At 71.6% G+C, this 12,682-nt stretch carries 10 protein-coding genes and 1 pseudogene; 6 read left to right on the top strand and 5 right to left on the bottom strand.

What is annotated here, in order from left to right:
* The first annotated feature begins 170 nt into the window (after positions 1–170).
* The 6 genes and pseudogenes from M8I34_RS06910 (at position 171) to M8I34_RS06885 (ending at position 7,173) form a co-directional block, all read left to right on the top strand.
* Positions 171–935: an IclR family transcriptional regulator gene (locus M8I34_RS06910; RefSeq protein ID WP_030990368.1), complete on the top strand. Its 765-nt coding sequence runs from the start codon at positions 171–173 to the stop codon at positions 933–935.
* Between the two features lie 229 nt (positions 936–1,164).
* Complete coding sequence (locus M8I34_RS06905; protein WP_250048393.1) at positions 1,165–1,953, top strand: MIP/aquaporin family protein; 789 nt, start codon at positions 1,165–1,167, stop codon at positions 1,951–1,953.
* 49 nt (positions 1,954–2,002) lie between these two features.
* Positions 2,003–3,535 (top strand): annotated as a pseudogene (glpK, locus tag M8I34_RS06900) (glycerol kinase GlpK); the annotation flags it as partial.
* A 22-nt stretch (positions 3,536–3,557) separates the two neighbouring features.
* Positions 3,558–5,162, top strand: coding sequence for a glycerol-3-phosphate dehydrogenase/oxidase (locus M8I34_RS06895; RefSeq protein WP_244415838.1), 1,605 nt, complete (start codon positions 3,558–3,560; stop codon positions 5,160–5,162).
* Positions 5,163–5,371: 209 nt separating this feature from the next.
* A complete protein-coding gene (locus M8I34_RS06890) occupies positions 5,372–6,427 on the top strand; it encodes a hypothetical protein (RefSeq protein WP_374210865.1) in 1,056 nt (351 codons plus the stop codon).
* Positions 6,428–6,501: 74 nt separating this feature from the next.
* Entirely contained in the window at positions 6,502–7,173 is a 672-nt protein-coding gene (locus M8I34_RS06885) for a FadR/GntR family transcriptional regulator (protein WP_250048392.1), read from the top strand.
* Between the two features lie 27 nt (positions 7,174–7,200).
* Here the strand turns inward: M8I34_RS06885 and M8I34_RS06880 are convergent, their stop codons facing one another.
* The 5 genes from M8I34_RS06880 to M8I34_RS06860 all read right to left on the bottom strand — a co-directional run bounded on the left by M8I34_RS06880 (position 7,201) and on the right by M8I34_RS06860 (position 12,681).
* Positions 7,201–7,986 carry an SDR family NAD(P)-dependent oxidoreductase gene (locus M8I34_RS06880; RefSeq protein ID WP_250048390.1) on the bottom strand — a complete coding sequence of 262 codons (786 nt, stop codon included), beginning with the start codon at positions 7,984–7,986 and terminating at the stop codon, positions 7,201–7,203.
* Between the two features lie 189 nt (positions 7,987–8,175).
* On the bottom strand, positions 8,176–9,009 hold the full coding sequence (locus M8I34_RS06875; protein WP_250048389.1) for an amidohydrolase: 834 nt from the start codon (positions 9,007–9,009) through the stop codon (positions 8,176–8,178).
* Between the two features lie 23 nt (positions 9,010–9,032).
* A complete protein-coding gene (locus tag M8I34_RS06870; protein ID WP_250048388.1) occupies positions 9,033–10,034 on the bottom strand; it encodes an aldo/keto reductase in 1,002 nt (333 codons plus the stop codon).
* Positions 10,035–10,042: 8 nt separating this feature from the next.
* Positions 10,043–11,074: an ABC transporter permease gene (locus tag M8I34_RS06865; protein WP_250048385.1), complete on the bottom strand. Its 1,032-nt coding sequence runs from the start codon at positions 11,072–11,074 to the stop codon at positions 10,043–10,045.
* On the bottom strand, positions 11,071–12,681 hold the full coding sequence (locus M8I34_RS06860; RefSeq protein WP_250048384.1) for a sugar ABC transporter ATP-binding protein: 1,611 nt from the start codon (positions 12,679–12,681) through the stop codon (positions 11,071–11,073). The genes M8I34_RS06865 and M8I34_RS06860 overlap by 4 nt, the downstream gene beginning before the upstream one ends.
* Between the last annotated feature and the right edge of the window lies 1 nt (position 12,682).

Here is a 12,682-nt window from a genome sequence, read left to right as displayed (position 1 = left end):
GTTCCCCGTTCCACGCCGTGGACAGCACCCTTCCACCCCGCTGCCTGCACCAACCGTGATCGTTGACAGACTCCGGTTCGCTCAGCGAGAAGTTGCCAGATCGCTGACTCCAGTCGGCATGGACCGATATCGTTCAGCATTGTCGAACCGCTCACTTCGGAGGTTGCCCGATGGCACGCACCATCCAGTCGCTGGAGCGCGCCGCAGCGATGCTGCGGCTGCTCGCAGGAGGGGAACGGCGACTGGGACTCTCCGACATCTCCTCCTCGCTGGGACTGGCGAAGGGCACCGCCCACGGAATCCTGCGCACGTTGCAGCAGGAGGGCTTTGTCGAGCAGGACGCCGCTTCCGGCCGCTACCAGCTGGGCGCGGAGCTGCTGCGGCTGGGCAACAGCTACCTGGACGTGCACGAGCTGCGCGCCCGCGCCCTGGTGTGGACCGACGATCTGGCCCGCTCCAGCGGTGAGGCCGTCTACCTGGGCGTACTGCACCAGCAGGGCGTGCTGATCGTCCACCACGTCTTCCGGCCGGACGACAGCCGGCAGGTGCTGGAGGTGGGCGCGATGCAGCCGCTGCACAGTACGGCGCTGGGCAAGGTGCTGTCGGCGTACGACCCGGTGGCGCACAGCGAGATCGTCGAGGCGGACCGGACGGCGTTCACCCCGCACACGGTGACCGGCCTGGCGGACTTCGAGGGACTGCTGGACATGACGCGGGCGCGGGGCTGGGCCGCGGACGTGGAGGAGACCTGGGAGGGCGTGGCGTCGGTGGCCGCGCCGATCCATGACCGGCGGCGGATGCCGGTGGGTGCGGTGGGCGTCACCGGAGCGGTCGAGCGGGTCTGTCAGGAGGGTGAAGTGCGGCCGGAAATCATCGCTGCCGTGAGGGATTGCGCACGCGCTGTATCCCGGGATCTTGGTGCAGGGCGATTCTGACCGGATTCGCCCCATAAGTTCACCTAAGTTTTTGGCCACGGAACCCTTGACGGGGTTCTCACGGTGAACAAAACTGCCGTTCGTCGGTCGGCATTGTCGAACACCTAACGGCAATATTCGCTATGGTGGGGCATTGCCGCGGGCCGACCACCGCCCTCTAGGAGGGCGCGGACCACCGGACGGGACCCGGGGTTCGCCTTCCCCTGGACGAAGGACAAAGGAGTCGCGGGTGTCCAGCTCCGACATCTTCATCAGCGAGACCATCGGTACCGCTGTTCTGATCTTGCTCGGCGGTGGCGTCTGCGCCGCCGTCACCTTCAAGCGCTCCAAGGCGTTCAACGCCGGATGGGTCGCCATCGCCTTCGGGTGGGGCTTCGCCGTCCTCACGGGTGCCTACATCGCCGCGAAGTCCGGCGCACACCTCAACCCTGCGGTCACCATCGGTGTCGCGATCAAGGGCGGCATCGAGTGGAACCAGGTGCCCGTCTACCTCGGCGGCGAGATGCTCGGCGCCATGATCGGCGCGGTGCTGGTGTGGATCACGTACTACGGACAGTTCCAGGCCCATCTGAGTGACCCCGAGGTCCTGGCCGACCACACCGGCGAAGAGGGATTGGTCGACCAGTCCGCCGCTCCGTCGGCCGGACCGGTCCTCGGCATCTTCTCCACCGGCCCGGAGATCCGGAACGCGGTGCAGAACCTGGCCACCGAGATCATCGCCACCACCGTGCTCGTGCTGTCGATCCTGACTCTCGGTCTGAGCGACAACGGAAAGGGCGTCGGCGTCATCGGCACCCTGCTGGTCGCGCTGGTCGTCACCGGCATCGGTCTGTCGCTGGGCGGTCCGACCGGGTACGCGATCAACCCGGTCCGCGACCTCGGTCCGCGCATCGTGCATGCGCTTCTGCCGCTGAAGAACAAGGGCGGTTCAGACTGGGGCTACGCCTGGATCCCGGTCGTCGGCCCGCTCATCGGCGGGGCCATCGCCGGGGGCATCTACCAGGTGGCATTCGCCTGAGCCGCCTGACCGCCCCGACTCCGCCCCCACAGACTTCTTGGAGCACACCATGAGCGACACCCCCAGCACCTCCTCGCACGGGCACGGCCCGTTCATCGCGGCCATCGACCAGGGCACCACGTCCAGCCGCTGCATCGTCTTCGACAAGGACGGCCGGATCGTCTCGGTCGACCAGAAGGAGCACGAGCAGATCTTCCCGAAGCCGGGCTGGGTCGAGCACGACGCCACCGAGATCTGGACCAACGTCCAGCAGGTCGTCGACAGCGCCGTCCACAAGGCCGGGCTCACCGCCGCCGACGTCAAGGCGATCGGTATCACCAACCAGCGCGAGACCACCGTCCTGTGGGACCGCACCACCGGCGAGCCGGTCCACAACGCCATCGTCTGGCAGGACACCCGCACCGACGCGCTCTGCAAGGAGCTCGGCCGCAACGTCGGCCAGGACCGCTTCCGCCGCGAGACCGGCCTGCCGCTGGCCTCGTACTTCGCCGGCCCGAAGATCCGCTGGCTGCTCGACAACGTCGAGGGCCTGCGCGAGCGCGCCGAGCGCGGCGACATCCTCTTCGGCACGATGGACTCCTGGGTCATCTGGAACCTGACCGGCGGCGTCGACGGCGGCGTGCACGTCACCGACGTCACCAACGCCTCGCGCACCATGCTGATGAACCTCCACCGCCTGGAGTGGGACCCGAAGATCCTCACGTCGATGGAGATCCCGGCGGCCGTCCTGCCGGAGATCAAGTCGTCGGCCGAGGTCTACGGCCGCAGCACCAGCGGTGTGCTGGCCGGTGTCCCGGTCGCCTCGGCGCTCGGTGACCAGCAGGCCGCGCTGTTCGGCCAGACCTGCTTCGAGCAGGGCGAGGCCAAGTCCACGTACGGCACCGGCACCTTCATGCTGATGAACACCGGCCACGAGCCGGTCAACTCCTACAACGGGCTGCTGACCACGGTCGGCTACCGCATCGGCGACCAGCAGCCGGTCTACGCCCTGGAAGGCTCCATCGCCGTCACCGGCTCGCTCGTCCAGTGGATGCGCGACCAGATGGGGCTCATCAACAGCGCGGCCGAGATCGAGACCCTGGCCAGCACGGTCGAGGACAACGGCGGGGCCTACTTCGTGCCGGCCTTCTCCGGCCTGTTCGCCCCCTACTGGCGCTCGGACGCGCGCGGTGTCATCGCGGGCCTGACCCGCTATGTCACCAAGGCGCACATCGCGCGCGCCGTGCTCGAGGCCACCGCCTGGCAGACCCGCGAGATCACCGACGCCATGACCAAGGACTCCGGCGTCGAGCTGACCGCGCTCAAGGTCGACGGCGGTATGACCTCCAACAACCTGCTGATGCAGACCATCTCGGACTTCCTGGACGCCCCTGTGGTGCGCCCGATGGTCGCCGAGACGACCTGCCTCGGCGCCGCCTACGCGGCCGGACTGGCCGTCGGCTTCTGGTCCAGCACCGACGAGCTGCGCGCCAACTGGCGCCGGGCCGCCGAGTGGACCCCCCGGATGGATGCGGCCACCCGTGACCGCGAGTACAAGAGCTGGCTCAAGGCCGTGGAACGGTCCATGGGCTGGCTCGATGACAGCACACTGTCGAGGAGTAAACATGAGCACCCTGCAGAGCGTCCCGGCACTCGGGACGCACCCGGCCAGTGGTTCGCACGCGAGCCGCGCCGAGACTCGGGAGCAGCTTTCCAAGGCGACGTACGACCTCCTGGTGATCGGCGGCGGCATCCTGGGCATCTCCACCGCCTGGCACGCCGCACAGGCCGGACTGCGGGTGGCCCTGGTGGACGCCGGTGACTTCGCCGGCGCCACCTCCTCCGCCTCCTCCAAGCTGCTGCACGGCGGTCTGCGCTACCTCCAGACCGGTGCGGTCAAGCTGGTGGCGGAGAACCACTTCGAGCGGCGTGCGGTGTCCCGTCAGGTGGCACCGCACCTCGCCAACCCCCTGACCTTCTACCTGCCCGTCTACAAGGGCGGACCGCACGGCGCGGCCAAGCTCGGCGCGGGCGTCTTCGCCTACTCCGCGCTGTCCGCGTTCGGCGACGGCGTCGGCCATGTCATATCCCCGGCCAAGGCCCAGCGCGACGTGCCGGAGCTGCGGACGGACAACCTCAAGGCCGTGGCCGTGTACGGCGACGACCAGATGAACGACTCCCGGATGGCGCTGATGACCGTCCGTGCGGCGGTCGAGGCCGGCGCCACGGTCCTCAACCACGCCGAGGTCACCGGACTGCGCTTCACCCAGGGCCGGGTCACCGGTGCGGAGCTCAAGGACCGCACGGACGGCCAGGAGTTCGGCGTCAACGCCCGCCTGGTCCTCAACGCCACCGGCCCGTGGGTGGACCACCTGCGCAAGATGGAGGACGCGAACGCGGCCCCCTCCATCCGGCTGTCGAAGGGTGCGCACCTGGTCCTCAAGCGGACCGCGCCCTGGAAGGCCGCGCTGGCCACCCCGATCGACAAGTACCGCATCACCTTCGCCCTCCCCTGGGAGGACATGCTGCTGCTGGGCACCACGGACGAGGAGTTCGAGGGCGACCCGGCGGATGTCGCGGTCACCGAGAAGGACACCGCCCAGATCCTGGACGAGGCGGCCTTCTCCGTCCGCGACCAGCAGCTGTCGCGCGATCTGATCACGTACTCCTTCGCGGGTCTGCGGGTGCTGCCCGGCGGCCCCGGCGACACCTCCAAGGCCAAGCGCGAGACGGTCGTGACCGAGGGCAGCGGCGGCATGCTGTCGGTGGCCGGCGGCAAGTGGACGACCTTCCGGCACATCGGCCGTACGGTCATGAACAAGCTCGCCGCGCTGCCCGGCCACCCGCTGGCCGAGGACATGGAGCCGATCGCGCACCTGCCGAAGAAGCTTCCGCTGCCCGGTATCGCCAACCCGAACGCGGTCGCGCACCGGCTGCTCATCGACGGCGGTACGCCCGGTCCGCGGATGGCCCCGGAGACCGCGCGGCACCTCGCCACCCACTACGGCTCGCTGTCCTTCGACATCGCCCGGCTGGCGAACGAGAACCCGGCGCTGGCCGAGCGCATCCACCCGGACGCGCCGGAGATCTGGGCGCAGGTCGCCTACGCCCGTGACAACGAGTGGGCCGAGACGGTCGACGATGTGCTGCGCCGCCGCACGACCCTGATGATCCGCGGCCTGGCCACGGAGGACGTGCGGGCCAAGGTCAAGGACATGCTGGCCGGCTGACGGCAGCGCACGGCCGCGGCGGACAGCGGCCGGCGGAGCCTGACGGCACCTCATGGTGACGTACAGCGCGTGACGATGGGGCGGTCCACGGGGGCCGCCCCATCGCCGTATCCGCCGGTGGCCCCGCATGCGGGGCCGGAGCGGGGCGGGCCGGCGGTCACTGTCAGTGGCGGCTGCGATGATGTGCACCGAGACGCATCAACGGGGGGATGACGATGGCTCGGCAACGATTGCGCCGATGGCGGCGTGCGGGGAAGTGGGCGGCCTGGGCGGTCGCGGTGCTGATCGTGCTGCCGGTGGCACTGGCGGGTACGGCGCTGCGCGCCCAGTACGCGGGGGCGGCCGCTCCGCAGACGACGACCCGGGGGCGGGATGCGCTCTGGCTGGGGCATGCCTGGGTGGACGGGCGGCGGGACGCCTCCGATGTGGCGGCGTTGCGGCGGCGGATCGAAGGCTCCGGGATCCGCGATCTGTACGTCCACGCCGGGCCGTTGGAGCATGACGGCACCCTGCCACCGGCCCGTCGCGCCTACCCGCGGGCGCGGTGGCTGATCGGCGCGCTGCACCGGGCCCTGCCGTCGGTGCGGGTGCACGCCTGGCTGGGCGATCGGCTGGTGTACGAGGCGGGTGAGCGGGGCGGGCTGCGCCTCTCGGATGCCGCGGCCCGCCGGGCGATCGTGGCAAGCGCCCGTCAGGTGCGGGCGGACGGGTTCGCCGGCGTCCATCTGGATCTGGAGCCGCTGCACTCCGACAACGCCGACTATCTGCGGCTGCTGGACCGGCTCGGGCCCGCGGTCCGGGAGGGCGGCGGGCTGTTGTCCGTCGCCGTGCACCAGATCGATCCGCTGCCCGGACTGCACACGGTCAGCGGGGCGGTCACGGGCCACCGCAAGTGGATATCCCAGCGCTTCTTCGGGCAGGTGGCACGCCGGGTCGACCAGATCGCGCTGATGTCGTACGACACCGGCATGCCGGCCGAGAGCCTGTACGGCGGCTATGTGGCGCAGCAGACCCGGCTGGCACTGGAGGCGACGGGGCCGGACACCGATCTGCTGATGGGGCTGCCGTTCTTCCACACCGACGGCATCGGCCATCACGCCTCGGCGGAGACGGTACGGGCCGCGGTGCGGGGCATACGTCTCGGGCTGACCCGCGAGGACCCGGGGCGCCGGCGGTTCGGAATGGCGCTGTATGTCGACTTCGCCGCCACGGACGAGGACTGGGCCGCGTACGGGAGCGGATGGGGGGCGCGTGACGGGTCATAATGAGCTCAGACATCGGATGTCTGTGACGGCATCCGGGTGGCGGTATCCGGGCGGGTCCGAGCGGGGAGGTCGGCATGGCGGTCACCGACGAGGCCATCGAGAAGATCAAGGGCATGATCGTCTCCGGCGCGCTGCGGCCGGGCGACCGGCTGCCGAAGGAGAGCGAGCTGGCGGCCGAGCTCGGCCTGTCCCGCAACTCGCTGCGCGAGGCGGTGCGCGCGCTGTCCCTCATCCGCATCCTGGATGTGCGCCAGGGCGACGGTACGTACGTCACCAGCCTCGATCCGCAACTCCTGCTGGAGGCCATGAGCTTCGTGGTGGACTTCCACCGCGATGACACGGTGCTGGAGTTCCTCGCCGTCCGCCGGATCCTGGAGCCGGCCGCCACGGCGATGGCGGCCGGCCGGATAGGCCTGCCGGAACTGGATTCGCTGGAGGCCCGGTTGAACGCGCTGGGGCCCAGCCCCTCGGTCGAGGACCTGGTCGCCGGCGATCTGGAGTTCCACCGCGGGATCGTCGCGGCGTCCGGCAACTCCGTGCTCTGCTCGCTGCTGGACGGGCTGTCCGGGCCGACCACCCGGGCCAGGATCTGGCGGGGGCTGACCCAGAAGGACGCGGTGGCCCGCACCCTCACCGAACACCGCGCGATCCTCGGCGCGCTGCGCGACCGCGACGCGGAGGCGGCGCGGGCCTGGGCGACGGTCCATATCGCCAGCGTGGAGCAGTGGTTGCGCTCGTCGCTGTGAGGTCCGCGCCCGCCGCCGCGCCGCCGGTCAGGCCGCGAACCCTCCGTCCACCGCGATCGAGGCGCCGGTGATGTAGCGGCCGCCCTCGCCCGCCAGATGGGCCACGGTCGCCGCGACATCCCAGGCCCGGCCGTACGCCCCCAGGGCGGTGAGCCCGGCCTGCATCTCCGCGCCCTCGCCGTCGGCCGGGTTCATCTCGGTGTCGATCGGGCCCGGGGTGATGAGGTTGGCGGTGATGCCGCGCGGCCCCAGCTCCTTGGCCAGGGTCCGGGTCAGGCCGGCGAGGGCGGCCTTGCTGGTGGCGTAGAGGGTGCCGCCGGGGAAGGCGACCCGCTCGGCCATGCAGCTGCCGATGGAGATGATCCGGCCGCCCTCGGTCAGGTGCGCGGCCGCGGCCTGCGCCGCCAGGAACGGCCCGCGGACATTGGCCCGCAGCACCCGGTCGACATCGTCGAGGGAGATCCCCTCGAAGGGGCCCATCACGCCGGTGCCCGCGTTGTTCACCAGGATGTCCAGCCGCCCGAACCGTTCGACGGTGCCGGCCACCGCGAACCGCACCGCCTCCGCGTCACCGCTGTCGGCCCGTACCGCCCAGGCCTGTCCGCCGCCCCGCTCGATCTCCTTGACCACCTGCTCGGCCTTGTCCTGCCGGCTCAGGTAGGTCAGGGCCACCGCCGCGCCCTCGGCGGCCAGCCGCAGCGCTGTCGCCTCGCCGATGCCCCGGCTGCCGCCGGTCACCAGGGCCACCTTGCCGGTGAGCGGCCGGGTGCCGTTCGCCGCCGCAGTCGTCGCCGTCATCACGGTCGCCGTCATGTCATCACCTTTGTGTCGAGTCATCCGTGGTCACCCGCAGCCGACCGCAGGCGTACGCAGTCGGCCGGATTCCGCCGGAGGTGCACCGCTGTGCCGGTGTTCTCCGCGGTATGACTCGATCCTGCGCCGCGGCGCGATCCGAAGCTGGCGGGATCCGGACACCACATCGGCGGGCCGGAGACCCTGTGGCTACGAGGCCCCGACTCCGTACACCCGCCCGGCCGTTCCCCCGAAGACATCCGACCGTTCCGCCTCCCCGAGGTGGCCGGTGGCCGACTCCGCGAGCGCCACGACGTCCTCGTAGCCGGCGGCCAGCGTGCACACCGGCCAGTCGGAGCCGAACATCACCCGGCCGGGCCCGAAGGCCTCCAGCACGTGCCGGGCGTAAGGGAGGATCTGCTGCGGCCGCCAGGCGTCCCAGTGGGCCTCGGTGACCAGCCCGGACAGCTTGCAGCTGACGTTCGGCAGGCCGGCGAGCGCGGTGACGGCGTCGGCCCAGGGCTGCCAGTCCCCCGCCGCGACCGCCGGTTTGGCCGCGTGGTCCAGCACGAAGGACAGCCGCGGCACGGCGCGTACCGCGGTCTGTGCGGCCGGCAGTTCGCGCGGGGTGACCAGCAGGTCGTAGACCAGCCCGGCGTCGGCCAGCATGCCCAGCCCCCGGAGCACGTCCGGCCGGATGAGCCAGTCGGGGTCCGGTTCGTCCTGCACCTGATGCCGGACGCCGACCAGCCCGGGAGGCAGCGCCGCGAGGACCTCCGTGAGCGCCGGATCGGGCAGATCGGCCCAGCCGACGACGCCGGCGACCGGCCCCTCCCCCGCTGCCAGGGTGAGCAGTTCGGCGGTCTCCTCGTACGAGGACGACGACTGGACGAGGACCGTGGCGTCGATGCCGTGCGCAGCCAGATGCGGGGTGAGGTCGGTCAGCGCATAGCTGCGGCGGATCGGATCGGCCCACGGCCCGTTCATCCACGGCTGTGCGCGCCGGCTCAGGTCCCAGAGGTGGTGATGGGCGTCGATACGCATCAGGGGCGCGCTCCGGGTCGGGCTCAGTGGTGCAGGGGCAGCGGCAGATCGGGGTCGAGCAGGCCGCGGGCGACGAGCGTATGCCACAGCGCGTCCGGGATGTCATGGGTGAACAGTGCGGCGTTCTCGGCCATCTCCTCGGGGGTGGCGGCGCCGACGACGGCGGAGGCGACGCTGCGGTGCCCGAAGGGGAAGCGGAGCGCTGCGGCCTTGAGGGGAACATCGAACTGCGCGCAGACGGCGGCAAGTTGACGTGCCCGCTCGATCAGGGCGGCGGGCGCGGGTGCGTAGTTGTAGGGCGCTCCGGGTGACGGGTCGGCCAGCAGACCGGAGTTGTAGACGCCGCCGACGACCACCGAGGTGCCGCGGCGCTCGCACTCCGGCAGCAGATCGTCGAAGGCGGTGCGCTCCAGCAGGGTCCAGCGCCCTGCGCAGAGCACCACATCCACGTCCAGGTCGGCGACCAGGCGGGCCAGCACCTCGCTGTGATTCATACCGAAGCCGATCGCGCGCACCACGTGCTGGGCGCGCAGCTCGGCGAGGGCCGGGAAGCCGGTCTCGTACACCTCGCGCAGGTGGTCCTCGACGTCGTGCAGATAGACGATGTCGACGGCGTCCACACCGAGCCGTTCCAGGGACGCGTCCAGCGTGGCGCGGATACCGTCGCGGGAGAGGTCCCGCACCCGGGCCCGTGCGGGGGTGTCGACAAAGCCCTCACCGGCCGCCCGCTCCCCCGGCGCGAGCGGGCGCAGCCGGCGGCCGACTTTCGTGGAAAGGGTGTAGCCGGCCCGGTCGCGGCCGCGCAGCGCCCGGCCGAGGCGTTCCTCGGACAGTCCCACGCCGTAGTGCGGCGCGGTGTCGAAGTAGCCCGCGCCGGTGGCGAGGGCGGTGTGGACGACGTGCCGGGCCTGCTCCTCGGGGACCGCGCGGTAGAGGTTGCCGAGCGGTGCGCAGCCCAGGCCCAGGGGCGGGACGGTGACGCCGGTCCGCCCCAGCTCCCGCGGGCCGTACGGGGGATGACTCATGGCGAACCTCAGTCCTGCTTCTCGCCGCTGGTGAAGCGGGAGATGACCAGCGCGATGATGATGATCATGCCGTTGAGGAACTGGGTCCACAGCGGTGGCACGCCGCCCAGGGTCATCACGTTGATGACGAGCTGGAGGGTGAGGACGCCGGTGAGCGCGCCGAAGAGGGTGCCGCGGCCGCCCTTGAGGCTGATGCCGCCGATCACCGCGGCGGCGAAGACCTGGAAGATCCAGCCGTTGCCCTGACTCGCGGAGACCGCGCCGTAGTGGCCGGTGTAGAGGATGCCGGCGAAGGCGGCGAGCACCCCGCCGACGGCGAGCACGATCCAGGTGATGCGGTCCACCCGTACGCCGGCCGCGCGGGCCGCCTCCGGGTTGCCGCCGATGGCGTACAGCGCCCGCCCGTGCCGGAGGTAGCCGAGTGCCGCGCCGCCGAGCGCGAAGAGGGTGAGGCAGATCCAGACGGCGGCCGGGATGCCGAGCCAGTCGGCCTTGCCCAAGTAGGCGAAGGACTCCGGGACATTGCCGAGGGACTGGCCCTCGGAGATGCCCACTTGCAGGCCGCGGAGCATGGTGAGCATGCCGAGGGTGGCGATGAAGCCGTTGACCCGCAGGGTGAGGATGAGGAAGCCGTTGGCGGCGCCGATCGCCGCGCCCACGGCCAGGCAGAGCGGGACCGCCGTCCAGGCGGGGAGGAGTTCCAGCCCGGCGAAGCGCGCGCCGTGGGCGGGCATCACCAGCCACAGGGCGACCACCGGGGCCAGCCCGATGGTGGACTCCAGCGACAGGTCCATCCGCCCGCTGATGAGGATCAGCGCCTCGCCGAGCACCAGCAGGCCCAGTTCCGTGGACTGCTGGATGACGCCGATGAGGTTGTCCTGGGTGAGGAACGCGGGCGACACGATGAAGCCGATGACGCCCAGCACGAAGATCACCGGCACCAGGGAGAAGTCCCGCCAGCGGGCCGGATCGATCCGGGGCCGGCTGCGCGGCGGGCCGTCCACCGCGTCGGTGGCCGGCGGCGTTGCGGTCTCGGTCATGGCGCGGTTCCTTCCGTTCCGTGCGTTCCTTGCGTTCCTTGCGGCTTGCGGAGGTCCGGTGCGGGTGCCCGGCCGGCACCGGTCGCGCCGGGCGGGGCGTCTTCGTCGGCACCCGCCATGCCCTCCATGGCGGCGACGAGTTCGTGGTCGCGCCAGCCGGCGGCGAATTCGGCGGTCACCCGGCCGTGGAAGACCGCCAGCACCCGGTCGCAGATCCGCAGATCGTCCAGCTCGTCGGAGACGATCACGGCGCCGCTGCCGCCGTCCGCGACCTCCCGTACGACGCCCAGCAGCGCATCCTTCGACTTCACATCGACGCCGTTGGTGGGCCGGACCGCGACCAGCACGGCGGGCTCGCGGGCCAGCGCGCGGGCGATCACGACCTTCTGCTGGTTGCCGCCGGAGAGCCCGGACACCGGCTGGCCCGGCCCGGTCGTCCTGATGCCGAGTGACGCGATCATCCGCCGGGCGAACGCGCGGGTCCGGGACGGCAGTACGGTGCCCAGCGGCCCGAGCTGGTCGGCGACGGTGAGGGTGGCGTTCTCGGCGACGCTGCGGCCCGGGACGAGCCCCTCGCGGTGCCGGTCCTCGGGGACGTAGCCGATGCCCGCGGCGAGGGCGTGCGGCACGCTGCCGGTACGGACCGGCCGCCCGCGTACCGCGATCCGGCCGCCGTCCGGGGCCCGCAGCCCCGCCAGCGTCTCCCCGATCGCGGTGTTCCCGCTGGCCGTGGCGCCCGCGAGCCCCACCACCTCACCGGCCCGTACGGTCAGGTCGAGCGGCGCGAAGTGCCCTTCGGCGGACAGTCCTCGGGTCCGCAGCACCGGCTCCCCCGCCGGGCGCGCCCCCGGCCGCGGCTGCCGCGCGGGCGCCGTCTGCTCACCCGTCATCGCCGCCACCAGCGCGTCCTTGGCCAGCCCCGGGACGGGCGCGGTCAGTACATGCCGGGCGTCACGGAAGACGGTGACGGTGTCGCACAGTTCGTGGACCTCCTGGAGGTGGTGCGAGATGAACAGGAAGGCCACGCCCTGGGCGCGCAGTGCCCGCAGCTTGCCGAAGAGCCGGTCGATACCGCCGGCGTCCAGCCGGGCGGTGGGCTCGTCGAGGATGATCAGCCGGGCGCCGAAGGACAGCGCGCGGGCGATCTCCACGAACTGCCGCTGCTCGACGCCCAGTTCCTTGATCCGGGCGGCCGGGTCGACCTCGACGCCGTACCCGGCGAGCAGCTCGCGGGCCCGTTCGCGCAGCGCCCGCCAGCGGATGGTGCGCTCCCCCTGGAACCGGTTCAGATAGAGGTTCTCCGCGACGGTCAGCTCCGGCACGGTCATCGACTTCTGGTACACACAGGCGACCTTGCGCTGCCAGGCCGCGGTGTCACCCCAGCCGGGCGCGGGCTCGCCGCCGAAGGTGACCCGGCCGGCGTCCGGGCGTGCCATGCCGGTCAGCACGGACACCAGGGTGGACTTGCCGGCGCCGTTGCGGCCCACCAGGGCGTGCGCCTCCCCGGGCCGTACGGTCAGCCGGGCGCCGTCGAGGGCGACGGTGGGACCGTAGCGTTTGACGATTCCCTCGGCGTGCACCGCCGCCGTGCGGTCGTCCGTCTCCATC

This window comes from Streptomyces sp. MCA2 (genome assembly GCF_023544705.1).
GTDB lineage: Bacteria > Actinomycetota > Actinomycetes > Streptomycetales > Streptomycetaceae > Streptomyces > Streptomyces decoyicus.
Note: the sequence above shows the minus strand (reverse complement) of the source record. Positions and strands in the feature narration are given on the sequence as shown.

What these genes read in the sequence shown, in the direction of transcription:
- M8I34_RS06910 (WP_030990368.1), top strand. Translation starts at nt 171, where the DNA reads ATGGCACGCACCATCCAGTCGCTGGAGCGCGCCGCAGCGATGCTGCGG.
- M8I34_RS06895 (WP_244415838.1), top strand. Translation starts at nt 3,558, where the DNA reads ATGAGCACCCTGCAGAGCGTCCCGGCACTCGGGACGCACCCGGCCAGT.
- M8I34_RS06890 (WP_374210865.1), top strand. Translation starts at nt 5,372, where the DNA reads ATGACGATGGCTCGGCAACGATTGCGCCGATGGCGGCGTGCGGGGAAG.
- M8I34_RS06885 (WP_250048392.1), top strand. Translation starts at nt 6,502, where the DNA reads ATGGCGGTCACCGACGAGGCCATCGAGAAGATCAAGGGCATGATCGTC.
- M8I34_RS06880 (WP_250048390.1), bottom strand. Translation starts at nt 7,986, where the DNA reads ATGACGGCGACCGTGATGACGGCGACGACTGCGGCGGCGAACGGCACC.
- M8I34_RS06875 (WP_250048389.1), bottom strand. Translation starts at nt 9,009, where the DNA reads ATGCGTATCGACGCCCATCACCACCTCTGGGACCTGAGCCGGCGCGCA.
- M8I34_RS06870 (WP_250048388.1), bottom strand. Translation starts at nt 10,034, where the DNA reads ATGAGTCATCCCCCGTACGGCCCGCGGGAGCTGGGGCGGACCGGCGTC.
- M8I34_RS06865 (WP_250048385.1), bottom strand. Translation starts at nt 11,074, where the DNA reads ATGACCGAGACCGCAACGCCGCCGGCCACCGACGCGGTGGACGGCCCG.
- M8I34_RS06860 (WP_250048384.1), bottom strand. Translation starts at nt 12,681, where the DNA reads ATGGAGACGGACGACCGCACGGCGGCGGTGCACGCCGAGGGAATCGTC.